We start from the raw sequence: 16,895 nt of genomic DNA, 5'->3' as shown, positions 1-16,895 counted from the left end.
AGCATAGTGGGATTTTGCGCGGCCGGCATTTTCGCGCGCAGCGCGAGCCCTGGACGAGGGCATCCCGGACCTTCGCCGCCGCGAGCGGCGACCTATGATGAAGGGGGTTTCCCTGCCTTGACAACCCGCCCACAGGACAACCATAATCGCCGAAGCGTTCGCTAAACGAATCACTGTTCACGTAACGAACAATTCAGCGGCGAAGCAATCGAAGGCGCCAGCCCGCTCTCCCCCTCGCGAGCCGTCGCCAGCATGCCCGGAGACTGTTTCCGCGCGAGCCTTGCCGGTTACGGCTGTCAGCCCAGCGGCACGTAGCGCCCCCAAAGGAAATTCGACATGATCAACAAGATTTTCGAGACACTTCAATCGGCGGTCGCCGATGTCCACGACGGCGCGACCGTCATGATCGGCGGCTTCGGCACGGCCGGCATGCCGTCCGAGTTGATCGACGCGCTGATCGAGCAGGGCGCGCGCAATCTCACCATCGTCAACAACAACGCAGGTAACGGCGATATCGGCCTCGCGGCGCTACTGAAGGCCAAGCGCGTGCGCAAGATCATTTGCTCGTTCCCGCGCCAGACCGACTCATATGTGTTCGACGCGCTCTATCGCGCCGGCGAAATCGAACTCGAACTCGTGCCGCAAGGCAACCTCGCCGAGCGCATCCGCGCCGCGGGGGCGGGCATCGGCGGCTTTTTCACGCCGACCGCGTACGGCACCAAGCTCGCCGAAGGCAAGGAAACCCGCCTGATCGACGGCCGTCACTACGTTCTCGAAGCGCCGCTGCACGCGGACTTCGCGCTGATCAAGGCGTACAAGGGCGATCGCTGGGGCAACCTGATCTATCGCAAGACCGCTCGTAACTTCGGGCCGATCATGGCGAGCGCAGCGAAGACCGCGATCGTGCAGGTGTCGGAAGTGGTGCCGCTCGGCGGCCTCGATCCGGAAGAAATCGTCACGCCCGGCATTTTCGTGCAACGCGTGATCGCGGTGCCGCAAGCGGCGCATGCCCCCACGCCCAATCCTCACGACGCTGCTGCCTGACCCGGAGACCGACATGAAGAAACTGACTCGCGATGAAATGGCCAAGCGCGTTGCCCAGGACATCCCTGAAGGCGCTTACGTGAACCTCGGCATCGGCGTACCGACGCTGGTGGCGAACCACCTCGCCGCAGACAAGGAAATCTTCCTGCACAGCGAAAACGGTCTGCTCGGCATGGGCCCGGCACCGGCGAAGGGCCAGGAAGACGACGAACTGATCAACGCCGGCAAGCAGCACGTCACGCTGCTGACGGGCGGCGCCTACTTCCATCACGCCGATTCGTTCGCGATGATGCGGGGCGGCCATCTTGACTTCTGCGTGCTCGGCGCGTTCCAGGTGTCGGCGAAGGGCGACCTCGCGAACTGGCACACCGGCGCACCCGACGCGATTCCGGCAGTCGGCGGCGCGATGGACCTCGCGATCGGCGCGAAGCAGGTCTACGTGATGATGGAGCATCTGACCAAGCAGGGCGAGAGCAAGATCACCGCCGAGTGCTCGTACCCGGTCACCGGTATCGGTTGCGTGACCCGTATCTATACGGACCTCGCAATGATCGACGTCACGAAGGAAGGCCTCGTCGTGCACGAGATTTTCACGGACATCGGCTTCGACGAACTGCTGAAGCTGACCGGTGTGCCGATGACCGACGGCACGCAGGCCGCGCGCGCGGCCTGATGGTTGGCTGAGGCGTCGCGGCCGCGGTCTGCTTTGCGGCCGCGTCGATGGCGTCTCGTCTGAAAGCGGCATTGCGCGAACGGGCCAGCGCTGACGGGGCGAACTCCTCGTCAGCGCTGGCCTGGCAACTTCAGCGACGGGTTGACCACGTTTGGCGCACAATACGCAGCACATACCGCGGCATAGGCACGGCACGAGCGCTTGCTCCGCCACGGCGTCTGCTTCGAACCGCCGCGCACCGTGCCGCTTCATCGCTTCCGATTCCCTCAAACATCGTCGTCACCATGCTCGACTCCAGCGCCCGTCTGACTGGCCTTCTTTGCGGCACACAGCCGATGAACGACATCTGGGCGCCGCGTGCCACGTTGCAGCGGATGCTCGACGTCGAAGCCGCGCTCGCGCGTGCCTCTGCCGCGCACAAAGTCATTCCCGAATCCGCCGTCCCCGCGATCGAAGCGGCCTGCCAGGCCGACCAGCTCGACGCCGACGCGCTCGCACGCGACGCCGCGCTCGGCGGCAACCTCGCGATTCCGCTCGTCAAGCAACTGACTGCACGCGTCAAAGCCGCCGATGCCGAAGCTGGCAAATACGTGCATTGGGGCGCGACGAGCCAGGACATCATCGACACCGCGACGGTACTGCAACTGCGCGACACTTTCGACCTGCTCGACCGCGGCCTGCAAGCCACCTGCGACGCGGTCGCGAAACTCGCGGCCACCCATCGCGCGACACCGATGATCGGCCGCACGTGGCTGCAGCAGGCGCTGCCGATCACGCTGGGTCTGAAGTTCGCGCAATGGCTCGACGCGCTGTTGCGTCATCGCGAGCGGCTCGATGCGTTGCGCGAACGTGTGCTGGTGCTGCAATTCGGCGGCGCGGCCGGCACCCTCGCGAGTCTGCGCGAGGTGGCGCCGCAGGTCACGCAGTCGCTCGCCAAGGAACTCGGCCTCGCGGTGCCGACCTTGCCGTGGCACACGCAGCGCGATCGCATCGCCGAGACGGCGTCGCTGTTCGGCATGCTGATCGGCACGCTCGGCAAGATTGCGCGCGACGTGTCGCTGCAGATGCAAACCGAAATCGACGAACTCGCCGAACCGGCCGCGGCCGGCAAGGGCGGTTCGTCGACGATGCCGCACAAACGCAACCCGGTCGGTTGCGCGGCGGTACTGACGGCCGCGACGCGCGCGCCCGGCCTCGTGGCGACCGTGTTCGCCGGCATGGTGCAGGAGCACGAACGCGCGCTTGGCGGCTGGCAGGCCGAATGGGACGCGCTGCCGGATCTCGCGCGCCTCGCGGGCGGCGCGCTCGCGAACATCGAACAGATCGCGTCCGGCCTGAGCGTGAACATATCGCGCCTCGCCGCGAATCTCGACGTCACGCACGGCCTGATCCTCGGCGAAGCGGTGATGCTCGCGCTCGGCGATTCCATCGGCCGGCTCGACGCGCATCACCTGGTCGAGCGCGCGTCGAAGGCGGCGATCCGCGACGGCAAGACGCTGTATGACGTGCTCGCCGCCGACGCGGCCGTCACCGAACATCTTTCGTTCGAGCGCCTGAAGGAGCTGCTCGATCCCGCTCAATACGTCGGCCAGGCGCACGCATATGTCGACGCCGCCCTGACGCTTCACACCACGCGCGCGCAGCGCGCCCATTCCAAGGAGTAACCGGCATGCCCTACGCCGCAGTCAACGGCACCGAGCTTCACTATCGTATCGACGGCGATCGTCACGGCCACGCGCCGTGGCTCGTGCTGTCGAATTCGCTCGGCTGCGATATGTCCATGTGGTCGCCGCAGGTCGCGGCGTTGTCGAAGCATTTCCGCGTGCTGCGCTACGACACACGCGGCCACGGTCATTCGGAAGCGTCGAAGGGTCCGTACACGATCGAGCAGCTGAGCGGCGACGTGCTCGGCCTGATGGATACGCTGAAGATCGCGCGCGCGAATTTCTGCGGCATATCGATGGGCGGCCTGACCGGCGTCGCACTCGCCGCGCGTCACGGCGACCGCTTCGAGCGCGTCGTGCTGTGCAACACGGCCGCGCGCATCGGCTCGCCGGAAGTGTGGGTGCCGCGTGCCGCGAAGGCGCGCAGCGAAGGCATGTTCGCGCTCGCCGACGCGGTGCTGCCGCGCTGGTTCACGGCAGACTTCATCGAGCGCGAGCCGGTCGTGCTGGCGATGATCCGCGACGTGTTCGTGCATACCGACAAGGAAGGCTACGCATCGAACTGCGACGCGATCGACGCGGCCGACCTGCGTCCCGAAACGCCGGGCATCAAACTGCCGACGCTCGTGATCAGCGGCACGCATGACCTCGCCGCCACGCCCGCGCAAGGCCGCGAACTTGCGCAGTCGATTCCGGGCGCGCGCTACGTCGAGCTCAACGCCTCGCATATCTCCAACATCGAAAAGGTCGACGAGTTCACGAAGACCGTACTCGACTTCCTGACGGAGGCAAAGTGAACGACGAAGACCGTTACGAAGCCGGAATGGGGGTGCGTCGCGCGGTGCTGGGCAACGCGCACGTCGACCGTTCGCTCGCGAACCGCACCGAGTTGACCGAGGAGTTCCAGAACCTGATCACGCGTTATGCATGGGGCGAGATCTGGACGCGTGAAGGTCTGCCGCGTCATACGCGTAGCCTGCTGACGATCGCGATGATGGTGGCGTTGAATCGCAGCGAAGAACTCGCGCTGCACCTGCGTGCCGCGAAGAACAACGGCGTCACGCGCGAACAGATCAAGGAAGTGCTGCTGCAGACCGCGATTTACTGCGGCGTGCCGGCGGCCAACTCCGCATTCCATCTGGCCGACAAGCTGTTTCGCGAGGATGATGCGGCGGCCGCGGCGGCGAAGTCGTAAAGACTGAGCACACGTAACTGGCCCTGCGCATCGCGCAGCGCGGCGATAAAGGCCGGGTGTCGAGCAGCGCATTGAACTGCGCACCGGTCATGCTGTAGACGGAGAGGATGTCCGCGAGCGGCGCATCGCGCAGGATCAGGTCGAAGGTGAGGGCAGGCGTGCTCACGACGGACTCCGCAGCTTACGCAGGAAACGCTGCACGGCCACCCGCGCGATCTGCTGCACCCGACGGTGGGTCGCCTTCGACACCGCGCGCAGGTCATCGAGCAGTTCATGCGGTAGGTACTGGCGGTAGGAAGGGTTGCGGTAGCGGCCGGCCATTTCAGTTCGTCCATTCCCACCGGCCACGACAGGTCAGGACTGTCTTGCGTTCAATGCAGGCCAGCGGGCCAGGGCAATGAACCACAGCAGAATGACGTTCACCACCGGAATGAAGGCAAGCAGCGACCAGGCGCCCGCATATCCCGCCTTCTTCAGGATCAGCCATAGCGGGATAATCTCCGCGATGACGACAACAAGAACAAGCACCAGCCAGTGCCATATGGAAAGAGCGCCCACGCATACCTCCATTTTTTAAAGTTGACGGGCAGAGCTGAGTATAACGACGCACGGCTGACTCCTTCTCGATGTTTCCGGCTGCCATCGATGCCGCACACCCGCTGCGCTTTACGCGCGTAGTCCTGCAACGCGGTCAGTTTCCGTATGGTCGCATCCCCGTCGCTGGTGATACCGAGAAGATCGTCAGCAGCCGCTGCCGCTGCGGGAAGCGGCCAGACACTTCCGCGCCACGCAGCAGGCCGTACTCGACGCGTGCGAAGACTGGGAGGGCGATGGTTACATGCGGCCCGCAACGGGCTTTCGCGCCGGAAGCGGTATCGGATCGATTGCCCGCCTTGGCGACTATCTCGTGGAAGCCTACAGATAGACCCGAACCAGACGTACAGGCCGCGCGGGCAACGGGTCTAATGACTGAAACAGAGCGAGGCAGGGGCCTTATGACGCGCCGCTCGCAGGCAAAAAAAGACCCGCGCGATGCGGGTCCGGGTCTGAACTGGCGCGGTTCACTCGATATGCCTGTACCGAGTGTCCCCGCCGCCACGCTGCAACTGTTTCGAAACGATAAAAAACTGTTCGTCACTAATCGTACACTCCAGTTCGCCTATCTCGTACACAGCAACCAGCTTGATCTTGTTTCCGTTTCGCTCCTCAAAGGTAATCTGATAGACCCCGCGCCACATTGGTTCGCCATCCTCATATTTACCGATCTTCTCGGACGCCAGTCGCACGGCCCTTGTTTTCGTAGCATCGAAATCCAGGGAGAGGATGTCAGTTTTTCTTAGCGCCATCTGGGCCACATAGGCCGGAAACCGGTCGCCGCATGGCGGGTATGGTCCGGGTTCCGCCAGGCATAGCGCGGGAAGGGATAGCAGCAGGACTGCAAAAGCGTGTTTCATGGATTCAAAGGACCTCACTCTATCTGCTTGAACATTCTGTCAGACCTCGACTCTTGACAGCAAATGCTTCGAAACGACAAAGACCTCTACGGCACTCATTGAGCATTCAAATTCGCCAGCGTCGTTCACAGCAATCACCTTGACCTTGTTTCCGTTTTTTTCGTGGAAGGTGATGTGATAGACCTCACGCCACAACTGTTCGCCATCCTCATCTTTTCCTATTTTCTCGGATGCCAGTTGCACGGCTTGGGTTTTCGTATAGTCGATATTGCCAAGCATGCCTGCGTTTTTTAGGCTGTTTTCGGCGATGTTGGTCGGCCACCCGTCGCATGGCGGGTTCGGTCTGCCTTGCGCCAGGCATAGCGCGGGAAGGGATAGCAGCAGGACTGCAAAGGTGCGTTTCATGGATGTTCCACCCTAAGCATTCTGTCGCCGCTGTTCCAGATTTGCTTGCGATATGGCAAGTGCAGAACGATACATCCATTTGACGCGTTGCCGGGATCGGTCTGGCTGTCGCCGTGGATCATGAAGGCGGAGCGTTCGCCTAAGCACGTTCCGCAAACAGGGTTAAGCCGCATCGAGAACGGTCCAGTTTTAGGGTGCGGAAACGGCGCCGTAATTTCATACAGGCCGACGGGGATTGGTCCCCAGTCGCGGACATACTGGCTACTGTGTCTATTCTTGTGCTCTCCCTTGCCTGAATATCCCTTATTTGTGACTAATTTGTCGTTGTGATACAACAAGTGGCTCTCATGCTTGTAAATCCACACCATCGTCTTTTTCTCATTGGTTGTACGAACCAACGATTACACCAGACCATCTGGTCGCACACAATTTTTAAGATATACGTCAGTTTGATCTGCATCCGTGTATTGAGCCGACAGAGGCAAGTGCAATTGATCGCGAAAGATCACGGCGAATATGAGTATGGGGCCGATTCGTGGGGAAAACAGAACCACGCCGCAACGATTGACGGCGCAACACAACGTAAGGAATGCGCATCATGGCAACGAAAAAGAACGCGAAGAATGCAGCCGCAACGAACGTTCAAAATGCAGATGTGCAAAAGCCGGACGTTAAGAACGTCGGCGCAGTGAAGCCTCAAGCCACGAAAACCGCAGCAAACGAAAGCCGCAAAACGAAAACGCCTGTTACCGTTGTGAAGGAATGCGCGCCGTTCAGGATTGGTATCGAAGGAATCCGCACGGCATTCGCGAATTCGGCGCGCACCGATATTTTTTTATGCGGTAGTAGTCGCTACAACGCTCGCCGGCACCTGCACGCACACCGCGCGCAACACCGTCTCCTTGATCACCTCGCGCCAATGCGCGAGCGCCGCCTTGTCCATCAGCGGCTCGCCGAGAAACGCGCCGAGCGTGTACTGATTGGCGTTATAGAAATAGCCGAGCGACGCGATCATCAGATACACGTCGCGCGCCGCGATATCGGCGCGAAACACGTGCTGCGCGCGGCCCGCCTCCAATAGCCTCTGCACGACCGAAATCGCGTAGCCCGAAATCTCCTTGAGCTTCTGCGATTTTTTCGCATGCTTGCCCTGGTGCAGATTTTCGCTCGACAGCAGCGTCACGAACTCCGGGTGATCGAGGTAGTACTGCCAGACGAACTCGACCATCTGTTCGAGGCCATGCACCGGATCGCGCAGATCGAGATCGAGTTTGCTTTCGGCTTCGTTGAACTGCGTGTAGATCGTCTCCAGCACTTCGATGAACAGCTGCTCCTTGCTGCCGAAGTAGTAATAGATCATCCGGTCGTGCGAACGCGCGGCCTTCGAAATACTTTCGATGCGGCCGCTTGCATAACCCTGCTTCGCGAACACCCTGATGGCCGCCTTCAGGATCTTGGCGCGCGTGTCCTGCGCCTGTTTCGCGCGGATACCGATGGCGCCCGGCTTGCGGGCGGCGGTGGGGCTCATGACGGTCTCGGATCTCTTTGTCAGCGTAGGTTTGAACGGCGGGCGCGCAGACTCAGCACGCCGATGCCGCATTGCACCATGATCCCGCGTGACGGAAAACACATTGCACAGTCGATTTTGATCGAGTAGATTTCAATCGAGTTTGGTGTAGAAGATACTACATGAACGGTGAGTGACCGCAACATGAAAATGGGCGGCCCACGCGGAAATGCCCTGAAACCTGGACGATTCGCGCACCACGCAGCACCGCCGGTCATGTCGCGCCTGTGATGTCGTAGGGAACCCCACGATGACAGAACATACGAAGGTCGATTTCGGTGCAGAGAGTGTCGATCGGCATACCGCGTCGACGCCGGGGCCGACCGTGCTCGCAAAGTTGGCGCCGCGCAGCGAGCGCATGGCCTCGAACAAGATCGAATGCAATGCGTGTCCGGTGCTGTGCCAGATCTCGGAAGGGCGCACCGGCGCGTGCGACCGTTATGCGAATGCGGATGGGCGGTTGATTCGCGTCGATCCAGTGGTGTTTCTGTCGCGTGCGAACGATGCCGACGCCGATCCGGCAAATGCGGCGATCGAATTCGGCACAGCCCCCCCCGCGGACCCAGGCACCACCGAACCCGCGCTGTTCGTCACCGGCGTTGGTGCCTCCTCGACCTATCCCGACTACAAGCCCGCTCCGTTCATCGTCGCGTCGAAGCTCGACGACGTCGACATGGTCACCGTCGTCACCGAAGGCATCTTCAGCTATTGCAGCTTCAAGGTGAAGATCGACACCGACCGCTTTCTCGGCCCGGAACAGGCGAACGTGCGTTGTGACGGCGAGATCGTCGGTCACGTGAGCACGGCCGAATACGGCTCGCAGATGCTGAGCCTCGGCGGTGTCCATCATCTGACCGGCGGCAGCAAGAAAGAAGGCCGCGTGACCTGCGACATGATGCTCGCGCTCGGCAACAAGGAGGCGGTCGAGCTTGGTATCGACGGCGGCGCGAGTCTCGTGATTCGCGCCGGCGTCGCGCCGATCGTCGACGGTGTCGAGGAGCAGCGCATGCGCGTCGGCTGCGGCTCCGCGACGATCGGTATCTTCGCGAAGCAATGGTTCGGCCACGTCGATGAGGTGGTGGTCGTCGACGATCACATCACGGGCGTGCTGACCGAGCACCAGGCGGGCCGCTGCCTCGGCATGACGCGCTCGGGACTCAAGATACGCGGCCGCAAATCGACGCCGGGCCGCTATTTCCAGGTTGCCAATCCTGGAACCGGTTGGGGGGGCACCGACATACAGGACCCGCTCGCGATCGTCGAAGGATTCGATCCGTCGGTCGCGAAGCCGGGCATGCGCGTGCTGATGGTCTCGACGACCGGCGAACACGCGCAATGGTACGAACTCGACGCACAGCTCGTGCCGCGCATCGCGCCGATGCCCGACGCGGTGCGCCGCACGGTCGAGCGGATCGGCGAGAACTGCGAGCCGTCGCTCGCGACGGTGCTGTTTGTCGGCGGCGCGGGCGGCAGTCTGCGCGCCGGCGCGACCGAGAATCCGGTGCTGCTCACGCGCGCGATCAAGCGCAAGCTCGTCAACGTCACGTGCGGCGGCGCGCCGGCTTATGTGTGGCCGGGCGGCGGCATCACCGTGATGGTCGACGTGACGCGCATGCCGGACCGCTCGTTCGGCACGGTGCCGACACCGGCGCTCGTCGCGCCGATCGAATTCACGATGACGTACGACACGTACCGCGATCTCGGCGGCCACGTCGAGGCGGTGCGCTCGTTGCAGAGCGTGCTCGCGAGCGGGCCGACGCATACGGAAGGGGCGCCGCTCGCGCGGCGGACGCTGGCTCGCGATCCGGACAATCCGTGGCCGCCTGCAATGCCCGGTTAAGCACCCTGACCAAAAAATCACACGATGACCTCCACCCGAACCCGCCTCGACGAACACCGCTGGCATTGGCAGCACGGGCCGATCGACCTGATCCTCGGCGCCGACGGCGAGCCCGACGCGGTGCGTGCCGCATATGACGCGTGCTGGGAGCGCTTCAGTCCTGTGCTGGAGGAGCTGGTCCGGGAATTGAACGTGCTTCGGCAACCAGTGCGCGCTGTGGCGGCACGACATGATTGCCCGCTTCGAGGGCCGGTCGCGACGCGTATGTGGCGTGCGTGTCATCCGCATCGTTCAAGCTTCATCACGCCGATGGCGGCGGTCGCGGGCAGCGTCGCCGACGAACTGATCGCCGCGTTCGCGCGCGACGGCATCGCGCGTGCGTTCATCAACAACGGCGGCGACATCGCGCTGCACCTCGCGGCGGGGCAGCAGTATCGCGTGGGCGTGTTGGCGGACCTTGCGCAATTTTCGGGCACGCGTTTCGCGCACGATCCTGCGCTCGACGCGCATCTGACGCTCGACGCTCGGCAGCCGATTCGCGGCGTCGCGACGAGCGGCTGGCGCGGCCGCAGCTTCAGTCTCGGCATCGCCGACAGCGTGACCGTGCTCGCGCGCGATGCCGCGAGCGCCGACGCCGCCGCGACGATGATCGCGAACGCGGTCGATCTCGACCATGCGGGAATCGTGCGGCGTCCGGCGTCGTCGCTGAAGGACGATAGCGATCTCGGCGATCTGCTGGTGACCGTCGACGTGCCGCGTCTGCCGCAGCCGCTGATCGATTTCGCGCTCGCGCGCGGCGTCGATGTCGCCAAGCGGTTGCGCGACCAGGGTTTGATCGAAGGCGCCGCGCTGTTCCTGCAAGGACGGGCGCGGGTCACCGGCATCGACGATTCACGCGCGTTGTCCGCCACGCGCGCTTCACTGACAACGGAGGCTCCGTGTTCGAAATACGCCGCGTGCTGACGCACGTCGAAGACATCTTCCACGAGTTCGGCCCCGCGCCCGCGCAGCCGCTCAGACGAGGCGCGATCGCCGCGGTGATGACGAATCCGTTCGCGGGCCGTTACGAGCCGAAAATAGAACACGCGATGGAAGCGCTGAAGCCGCTCGGCTTCGAGATGGCGCAGCGGCTGCTGACGGCGATGGCGGTGCCGCATGCGTCGATCGAAAGCTATGGGAAGGGCGCGATCGTCGGCGCGCGCGGCGAACTCGAGCACGGCGCGCTATGGCATGTGCCCGGCGGCTACGCGATGCGCGAGCTGCTTGAAAAGCACGGCGTGCCGACCCACGCGATCGTGCCGTCGACGAAGAAGGTCGGCGCGCCGTCCACCGCGCTCGACGTGCCGCTCACGCATGTGAACGCGAGCTACGTGCGCAGCCACTTCGATGCGATCGAAGTACGCGTGCCCGGCGCGCCCGCCGCCGACGAGATCGTCTACATCCTCGTGATGAGCACGGGGCAACGCGTGCATGCGCGGGTGGGCGGCCTCGCGAAAGAGGCGATCGTCGGCAAGGACGGCTTGCGCTGAAGCGGCGCGCGGCAACCATACAGCAAGGCAACGAAACTCGGAGAGCGCAAATGGCAATCAGGCTTCGCAAGCTGGTCGTGCAGGTCGACGAAACACGCATCGAAATGGGCCAGACCGTCGAGCCGCCCGCGCGCCGCGCGGTCGCGATCGCAGTGATCGATAATCCGTATGCGGGCCGCTATGAGGCGAAGCTCGACGCGCTGATCGAAGCTGGCGAGGAACTCGGCGCGCTGCTCGGCAAGCGCTGCGTCGAGGCGTTGGGCATCGCGCCCGGGGAGGCGCAAAGCTACGGCAAGGCGGCGATCGTCGGCGAGGCGGGCGAGCTCGAACATGCCGCCGCGATCCTGCATCCGAAGCTCGGCGCGCCGCTGCGCGCGGCGGTCGAAAAGGGCGCGGCGCTGGTGCCGTCGGCGAAGAAGATCGGTACCCTGGGCACCGCGATCGACGTGCCGCTCGGCCACAAGGACGCCGCCTACGTGCGCAGCCATTTCGACGCGATCGAGGCGCGCGTGGCCGATGCGCCGCGCGCGAACGAAATCGTCGTGGCGGTCGCGGTGACCGCGTCGGGCCGGCCGCTGCCGCGCATCGGCGGCTTGCAGGCGAACGAGATCAAAGGCGAGGACGGCCTGCGCTGAGCGATCGTTTTTCTCAGCCGCCTGTTTGCCGTCGCTTGTTTTGCGGGTTGTTTCGCTGGTAGTGTCCTGCCGTTGACGCGGGCGCGCATGGTGCCGCCCGCGCTGCAACGTCCGCCGATCGGGCCGCTGCGCATGTTGCGCGCGCGCCGATCGGCGAGCTGCCGAGGGTCGCGATGCTTTCGAATCTGCTGGTACAACTGGTCAATGGACTCGCCGACGCGTCGACGCTGTTTCTGGTCGCCGCCGGTTTGTCGTTGATCTTCGGCGTGACGCGCATCGTCAACTTTGCGCACGGCTCGTTCTATATGTTCGGCATTTACGTCGCGTATAGCATCGCGAGCCGCTTTGGCCACACGGCGGGCGGCTTCTGGCTGTCGGTGCTCGCCGCCGCGCTCGCGGTCGCGGTGTTGGGCGCGCTCGTCGAAATCGTCGTGTTGCGGCGGATCTATCAGGCGCCGGAGTTATTCCATCTGCTCGCCACGTTTGCGCTCGTGCTGATCTTTCGCGACGCCGCGCTATGGCTTTGGGGTCCCGACGATCTGTTCGGCCCGCGCGCGCCGCATCTCGCGGGCGCGGTCGATTTTCTCGGCCATCCGCTGCCCACGTACGACATCGCGCTGATCGTGATCGGTCCCGTCGTCTTGCTGCTGCTGTGGTACGCGTTGACGCGCACGCGTTGGGGCACGCTTGTGCGCGCCGCGACGCAGGATCGCGAGATGCTCGGCGCGCTCGGGATCAATCAGGCGTGGTTGTTTACCGGCGTGTTCTTCGTCGGCGCGTTTCTCGCGGGACTCGGCGGCGCGCTGCAAGGGCCGCGCATGTCGGCGAACCTGTCGCTCGACCTCGAGACGATCGGCAATGCGTTCGTGGTCGTCGTGGTCGGTGGCATGGGTTCGATTCCGGGCGCATTCGTCGCGGCGTTGCTGATCGCCGAGATCAAGGCGCTGTGCATCGGTATCGGGCACGTGACGATCTTCGGCGTCGGTTTATCGCTGAGCCGCTTCACGCTGGTGGCCGAGTTCGTCGTGATGGCGGTCGTGCTGGTGGTGCGGCCTTGGGGTCTGCTCGGCCGCGCGAGCGCCGCGGTGCGCGCGATGGGTACGCCGGAAACGCCATTGCGTCCGGCGGGCAGGCGTCTGAAGGGGCTGGCCGCCTTCATGTTGCTGGTGCTGGTTCTGGCGCCGCTCGCGGCCAACGCGTTCCCGTACATGCCGGTGCTGCTGGTTGAAATCATGATTGCGGTGCTGTTCGCGGCGAGTCTGCATTTCATCATGGGTCCGGGCGGCCTGCATTCGTTTGGCCATGCCGCGTACTTTGGACTTGGCGCTTACGGCGCGGCGCTGTTTCTGAAGGTGCTGAATCTGCCGATGGAAGCCGCGTTGCTGCTCGGGCCGCTGCTCGCGGGGGTGGGCGCGCTCGTGTTCGGCTGGTTCTGCGTGCGACTGTCTGGTGTCTATCTGGCGATGCTGACGCTCGCGTTCGCGCAGATCGTCTGGTCGGTCGTGTTCCAGTGGGACGACGTGACGGGCGGCAGCAACGGCATTCTCGGTCTATGGCCGTCGAACTGGCTGTCTTCGCCGGTCGCGTTCTACTACCTGACGCTCGCGTGCGCGGTGCTCGGCGTGTGGCTGCTGCGCCGCATGCTGTTCTCGCCGCTCGGCTATGCGATGCGCGCGTCGCGCGATTCCGCGCTACGCGCCGAGGCGATCGGCATCGACGTGAAGCGGGTTCAGTGGGCGTCGTTCGTGATCGCGGCGTTGTTCTGCGGACTCGCCGGATCGCTGTACGCGTTTTCGAAGGGCAACATCTCGCCCGAAGTGATCAGCGTGAGCCGCTCGGTCGATGGCCTCGTGATGGTGCTGCTCGGCGGCTTGCAGACGTTGAGCGGGCCGATCGTCGGCGCGGCCGTGTTCACGTGGCTGCAGGACACGGTCGCGCGACAGACCGACTACTGGCAGGCGATGCTCGGCCTCGCGATCCTGCTGCTGGTGATCGCGTTTCCACAGGGTATCGTCGGCTTCATTCGCGAGCGTTTCGGCGACGCGAACGGCGATCAGGCCGACAAGACCAACGGCGGCGCCGCGTCGCCGTCGCAACGGGCCGCCGCGGTCAAGGAGGGGCTATGAGCCTGCTGCGCGTAAGCGGTCTGTCGAGATCGTTCGGAGGTCTGAAGGCGGTCGATAACGTTTCATTCGATCTCGAAGCGGGTCAACTGCTGGCGCTGCTCGGCCCCAACGGCGCGGGCAAATCGACTTGTTTCAACATGGTCAACGGCCAGTTGCAGCCGTCGTCGGGTTCGATTCTGCTCGACGGTCATGAACTCGTCGGCATGCGGCCGCGCGATATCTGGCGGCGCGGCGTCGGCCGCACGTTCCAGATTGCCGCGACGTTCAACTCGATGACGGTGCTCGAAAACGTGCAAATGGCGCTGGTTTCGCGCGAGAAAAAGACTTTCGGCCTCTGGAAGCCAGCGGGCTCGCACCATGCCGACGAAGCGTTCGCGCTGCTCGAACAGGTCGGTATGGGCGCGCACGCGAAGCGCGCGTGCGGCGTGCTCGCGTATGGCGACGTGAAGCGCGTCGAGCTTGCGATCGCGCTCGCGAACCGGCCAAAGCTGCTGTTGATGGACGAACCGACCGCCGGCATGGCGCCGAAGGAGCGCAACGAATTGATGGCGTTGACCAAGCGTCTGGTGACCGAACACGAGATCGGCGTGCTGTTCACCGAACACAGCATGGACGTCGTATTCGCGTACGCCGACCGGATGATCGTGCTCGCGCGCGGCAAGCTGATCGCCGAAGGCGACGCCGACACGATCCGCAACGACGCGCGCGTGCAGGAGGTCTATTTCGGCACCGGCAAGACGTTCCGGCCGCACGCGCCACTGCAAGACGCGTCAGGCAGCGCGCGGGATCGTGGAGCATTGCAATGAGCGAACCGATGCTGAAAGTCTCCGGCCTCAATGCGTTCTACGGTCGCGCCCACATCCTGTTCGACGTCGGCCTCGAAGTCGGCCGCGGCGAGGTAGTCGCGCTGATGGGCCGCAACGGCGCCGGCAAATCGACGACGATGAAAGCGGTGATGGGACTGCTGCCGCGCCGCCACGGTGAAGTGACGTTTCGCGGCCAGAACATCAGCGCGCTCGCGCCGTACAAGATCGCGCGCATGGGCGTCGGTTTCGTGCCCGAGGACCGCCGCGTGTTCGCGGACCTGACGGTGACGGAAAACCTCGATACGGGCCGCCAGCCGCCGCGCGAAGGCGCGCCGCAATGGACGCCCGACAAGCTGTTCCGCCTGTTTCCGAATCTCGGCGAAATGCCGAAGCGCCCCGGCGGCCAGATGAGCGGCGGCGAGCAGCAGATGCTGACCGTGTCGCGCACGCTAATGGGTAATCCGTATCTGGTGCTGCTCGACGAACCGTCCGAAGGCGTCGCGCCGGTGATCGTCGAGCAGATGGCGAACATGATTCTCGAACTGAAACGCGAAGGGCTATCCATTCTGTTATCCGAACAGAATCTGCACTTCGCCGAGCTGGTCAGCGACCGCGCGTATGTGCTCGAAAAAGGGCAGATCCGTTTCAGCGGCACGATCGGCGAACTCGCACGGAACGAAACAGTGAGGCGCGCTTATCTGAGCGTGTGAATTCATCCGGTAGTCTCGGCGAAAGGAGAGGCAGATGGCGGCAGAGACGTTGACAGGCTTATCGGGCAAGGTCGCAGTAACGAACATCGGGCTGCTGTTGTCGGGCGATATCGATCAGCCGATTCTCGACGCGGACACGCTGGTGATCGACGACGGCGTGATCGTGGCGGTCGGCCGCGAGAAAGACTGCGATCTCGAAGGCGCGCGCACGACGGTCGACTGCAAGGGCACGACGGTCGCGCCGGGCCTGATCGACTCGCACGTGCATCCGGTGTTTGGTGACTGGACGCCGCGCCAGAATCAGCTCGGCTGGATCGAGTCGAATCTGAACGGCGGTGTGACGACGATGATCTCGGCCGGCGAAGTGCATTTGCCTGGCCGTCCGAAAGACGTGCTCGGCGTGAAGGCGCTCGCGATCACCGCGCAGCGCTCGTTCGACGGCATGCGCGCGGCCGGCGTCGGCGGCGGCGTCAAGGTGCTGGCGGGCGCGCCGGTGATCGAGAAGGGCATGGTCGAGCAGGACTTCAAGGAATTGTCCGAAGCCGGCGTGAAGCTGCTTGGCGAAGTCGGCCTCGGCAGCGTGAAGGGCGGCGAGGAAGCGCGGCAGATGGTCGCGTGGGCCCGCAAGTACGGCATCCAGAGCACGATTCACACGGGCGGTCCGTCGATTCCGGGCTCCGGCCTGATCGATCGGGACGTGGTGCTCGCCGCCGATGCCGACGTGATCGGCCACGTCAACGGCGGCCATACCTCGCTGTCGTATCGGCACGTGTGCGATCTGTGCGAGCAGTCGAGCCGCGCGCTCGAAATCGTCCACAACGGCAACGAGCGGATCGCGTTGCTGACCGCGCGCCATGCGATCGAACTGAAATGCCCGCATCGGATCATTCTCGGCACCGATAGCCCGGCCGGCTCCGGCGTGCAACCGCTCGGTATTCTGCGCATGATCGCGCTGATCTCGAGCCTCGCCGACGTCCCCGCCGAAATCGCGTTCTGCTTTGCGACCGGCAATACCGCGCGGCAGCGCCACCTGCGCCAGGGGCTGATCGAGGTGGGCCGTCCCGCCGATCTCGTGTTCATGGACCGCGCGCAGCATACGGCCGCCGACACGCTGCTCGAAAGCGTGCAACTCGGGGATATTCCGGGTGTGGGGATGGTGATGATCGATGGTCTGATCCGTTGCCGGCGCAGCCGCAATACGCCGCCCGCGACCGAAGTGCCGGTGGTGCTGTGAACGCGCGGCGCGA

19 protein-coding genes are annotated in these 16,895 nt (G+C 64.1%); 13 read left to right on the top strand and 6 right to left on the bottom strand.

Going from position 1 to position 16,895, the window contains the following annotated elements; translation table 11 throughout:
* The first annotated feature begins 336 nt into the window (after positions 1 to 336).
* The 5 genes from OKW28_RS06245 (at position 337) to pcaC (ending at position 4,576) form a co-directional block, all read left to right on the top strand.
* A complete protein-coding gene (locus OKW28_RS06245; RefSeq protein ID WP_062131411.1) occupies positions 337 to 1,044 on the top strand; it encodes a 3-oxoacid CoA-transferase subunit A in 708 nt (235 codons plus the stop codon).
* Between the two features lie 13 nt (positions 1,045 to 1,057).
* Entirely contained in the window at positions 1,058 to 1,717 is a 660-nt protein-coding gene (locus OKW28_RS06240; protein WP_429444227.1) for a 3-oxoacid CoA-transferase subunit B, read from the top strand.
* 284 nt (positions 1,718 to 2,001) lie between these two features.
* Positions 2,002 to 3,381 (top strand): 3-carboxy-cis,cis-muconate cycloisomerase, encoded by a 1,380-nt coding sequence (locus tag OKW28_RS06235; protein ID WP_429444226.1) that lies wholly within the window; start codon positions 2,002 to 2,004, stop codon positions 3,379 to 3,381.
* 5 nt (positions 3,382 to 3,386) lie between these two features.
* Complete coding sequence (gene pcaD / locus OKW28_RS06230; protein ID WP_429444225.1) at positions 3,387 to 4,178, top strand: 3-oxoadipate enol-lactonase; 792 nt, start codon at positions 3,387 to 3,389, stop codon at positions 4,176 to 4,178.
* Positions 4,175 to 4,576: a 4-carboxymuconolactone decarboxylase gene (gene pcaC / locus OKW28_RS06225; RefSeq protein WP_018423567.1), complete on the top strand. Its 402-nt coding sequence runs from the start codon at positions 4,175 to 4,177 to the stop codon at positions 4,574 to 4,576. Before pcaD ends, pcaC begins: the two co-directional genes overlap by 4 nt.
* Positions 4,577 to 4,738: 162 nt before the next feature.
* Here the strand turns inward: pcaC and OKW28_RS06220 are convergent, their stop codons facing one another.
* The 6 genes from OKW28_RS06220 to OKW28_RS06195 form a co-directional block, all read right to left on the bottom strand.
* A complete protein-coding gene (locus OKW28_RS06220; RefSeq protein ID WP_429444224.1) occupies positions 4,739 to 4,897 on the bottom strand; it encodes a hypothetical protein in 159 nt (52 codons plus the stop codon).
* Positions 4,898 to 4,930: 33 nt separating this feature from the next.
* Positions 4,931 to 5,134 (bottom strand): hypothetical protein, encoded by a 204-nt coding sequence (locus OKW28_RS06215; RefSeq protein WP_429444223.1) that lies wholly within the window; start codon positions 5,132 to 5,134, stop codon positions 4,931 to 4,933.
* A 503-nt stretch (positions 5,135 to 5,637) separates the two neighbouring features.
* On the bottom strand, positions 5,638 to 6,030 hold the full coding sequence (locus tag OKW28_RS06210; protein WP_429444222.1) for a hypothetical protein: 393 nt from the start codon (positions 6,028 to 6,030) through the stop codon (positions 5,638 to 5,640).
* Between the two features lie 39 nt (positions 6,031 to 6,069).
* Positions 6,070 to 6,435 carry a hypothetical protein gene (locus tag OKW28_RS06205; protein WP_429444221.1) on the bottom strand — a complete coding sequence of 122 codons (366 nt, stop codon included), beginning with the start codon at positions 6,433 to 6,435 and terminating at the stop codon, positions 6,070 to 6,072.
* On the bottom strand, positions 6,432 to 6,833 hold the full coding sequence (locus tag OKW28_RS06200; RefSeq protein ID WP_429444220.1) for a tlde1 domain-containing protein: 402 nt from the start codon (positions 6,831 to 6,833) through the stop codon (positions 6,432 to 6,434). The genes OKW28_RS06205 and OKW28_RS06200 overlap by 4 nt, the downstream gene beginning before the upstream one ends.
* A gap of 437 nt (positions 6,834 to 7,270) precedes the next feature.
* Positions 7,271 to 7,963 carry a TetR family transcriptional regulator gene (locus OKW28_RS06195; RefSeq protein ID WP_429444219.1) on the bottom strand — a complete coding sequence of 231 codons (693 nt, stop codon included), beginning with the start codon at positions 7,961 to 7,963 and terminating at the stop codon, positions 7,271 to 7,273.
* A gap of 289 nt (positions 7,964 to 8,252) precedes the next feature.
* Here OKW28_RS06195 and OKW28_RS06190 point away from each other — a divergent pair, with 289 nt between their 5' ends.
* From OKW28_RS06190 to OKW28_RS06155, 8 genes are all read left to right on the top strand, one after another.
* The gene (locus OKW28_RS06190) at positions 8,253 to 9,842 is read left to right on the top strand and encodes a 6-hydroxynicotinate reductase (RefSeq protein ID WP_429444218.1); all 1,590 of its coding nucleotides are present in this window, start codon (positions 8,253 to 8,255) and stop codon (positions 9,840 to 9,842) included.
* A 24-nt stretch (positions 9,843 to 9,866) separates the two neighbouring features.
* On the top strand, positions 9,867 to 10,805 hold the full coding sequence (locus OKW28_RS06185; protein WP_429444217.1) for a UPF0280 family protein: 939 nt from the start codon (positions 9,867 to 9,869) through the stop codon (positions 10,803 to 10,805).
* Positions 10,781 to 11,371, top strand: a complete 591-nt coding sequence (locus OKW28_RS06180) for an amino acid synthesis family protein (protein ID WP_429444216.1) — start codon at positions 10,781 to 10,783, stop codon at positions 11,369 to 11,371. The genes OKW28_RS06185 and OKW28_RS06180 overlap by 25 nt, the downstream gene beginning before the upstream one ends.
* Before the next feature lie 50 nt (positions 11,372 to 11,421).
* Entirely contained in the window at positions 11,422 to 12,006 is a 585-nt protein-coding gene (locus OKW28_RS06175; RefSeq protein ID WP_184024981.1) for an amino acid synthesis family protein, read from the top strand.
* 173 nt (positions 12,007 to 12,179) lie between these two features.
* Entirely contained in the window at positions 12,180 to 14,132 is a 1,953-nt protein-coding gene (locus OKW28_RS06170) for an ABC transporter permease (RefSeq protein ID WP_429444215.1), read from the top strand.
* On the top strand, positions 14,129 to 14,938 hold the full coding sequence (locus OKW28_RS06165) for an ABC transporter ATP-binding protein (RefSeq protein ID WP_429444214.1): 810 nt from the start codon (positions 14,129 to 14,131) through the stop codon (positions 14,936 to 14,938). The genes OKW28_RS06170 and OKW28_RS06165 overlap by 4 nt, the downstream gene beginning before the upstream one ends.
* Positions 14,935 to 15,648, top strand: coding sequence for an ABC transporter ATP-binding protein (locus tag OKW28_RS06160; RefSeq protein ID WP_429444213.1), 714 nt, complete (start codon positions 14,935 to 14,937; stop codon positions 15,646 to 15,648). The genes OKW28_RS06165 and OKW28_RS06160 overlap by 4 nt, the downstream gene beginning before the upstream one ends.
* Positions 15,649 to 15,682: 34 nt before the next feature.
* Complete coding sequence (locus OKW28_RS06155; RefSeq protein ID WP_429444212.1) at positions 15,683 to 16,882, top strand: amidohydrolase family protein; 1,200 nt, start codon at positions 15,683 to 15,685, stop codon at positions 16,880 to 16,882.
* Positions 16,883 to 16,895: the final 13 nt, after the last annotated feature.

Origin of the sequence: Paraburkholderia sp. 40 (assembly GCF_050434105.1) — a bacterium.
GTDB classification, from domain to species: domain Bacteria; phylum Pseudomonadota; class Gammaproteobacteria; order Burkholderiales; family Burkholderiaceae; genus Paraburkholderia; species Paraburkholderia tuberum.
The sequence above is the reverse complement of the archived record's forward strand: the minus strand, read 5'-3'. Positions and strand labels throughout refer to the sequence as shown.

Coding starts and splice junctions, on each gene's coding strand:
- OKW28_RS06195 (WP_429444219.1), bottom strand. CDS start 7,963: ATGAGCCCCACCGCCGCCCGCAAGCCGGGCGCCATCGGTATCCGCGCG.
- OKW28_RS06240 (WP_429444227.1), top strand. CDS start 1,058: ATGAAGAAACTGACTCGCGATGAAATGGCCAAGCGCGTTGCCCAGGAC.
- OKW28_RS06155 (WP_429444212.1), top strand. CDS start 15,683: ATGGCGGCAGAGACGTTGACAGGCTTATCGGGCAAGGTCGCAGTAACG.
- OKW28_RS06210 (WP_429444222.1), bottom strand. CDS start 6,030: ATGAAACACGCTTTTGCAGTCCTGCTGCTATCCCTTCCCGCGCTATGC.
- pcaD (WP_429444225.1), top strand. CDS start 3,387: ATGCCCTACGCCGCAGTCAACGGCACCGAGCTTCACTATCGTATCGAC.
- OKW28_RS06175 (WP_184024981.1), top strand. CDS start 11,422: ATGGCAATCAGGCTTCGCAAGCTGGTCGTGCAGGTCGACGAAACACGC.
- OKW28_RS06205 (WP_429444221.1), bottom strand. CDS start 6,435: ATGAAACGCACCTTTGCAGTCCTGCTGCTATCCCTTCCCGCGCTATGC.
- OKW28_RS06160 (WP_429444213.1), top strand. CDS start 14,935: ATGAGCGAACCGATGCTGAAAGTCTCCGGCCTCAATGCGTTCTACGGT.
- OKW28_RS06235 (WP_429444226.1), top strand. CDS start 2,002: ATGCTCGACTCCAGCGCCCGTCTGACTGGCCTTCTTTGCGGCACACAG.
- OKW28_RS06245 (WP_062131411.1), top strand. CDS start 337: ATGATCAACAAGATTTTCGAGACACTTCAATCGGCGGTCGCCGATGTC.
- OKW28_RS06185 (WP_429444217.1), top strand. CDS start 9,867: ATGACCTCCACCCGAACCCGCCTCGACGAACACCGCTGGCATTGGCAG.
- OKW28_RS06220 (WP_429444224.1), bottom strand. CDS start 4,897: ATGGCCGGCCGCTACCGCAACCCTTCCTACCGCCAGTACCTACCGCAT.
- OKW28_RS06170 (WP_429444215.1), top strand. CDS start 12,180: ATGCTTTCGAATCTGCTGGTACAACTGGTCAATGGACTCGCCGACGCG.
- OKW28_RS06190 (WP_429444218.1), top strand. CDS start 8,253: ATGACAGAACATACGAAGGTCGATTTCGGTGCAGAGAGTGTCGATCGG.
- OKW28_RS06165 (WP_429444214.1), top strand. CDS start 14,129: ATGAGCCTGCTGCGCGTAAGCGGTCTGTCGAGATCGTTCGGAGGTCTG.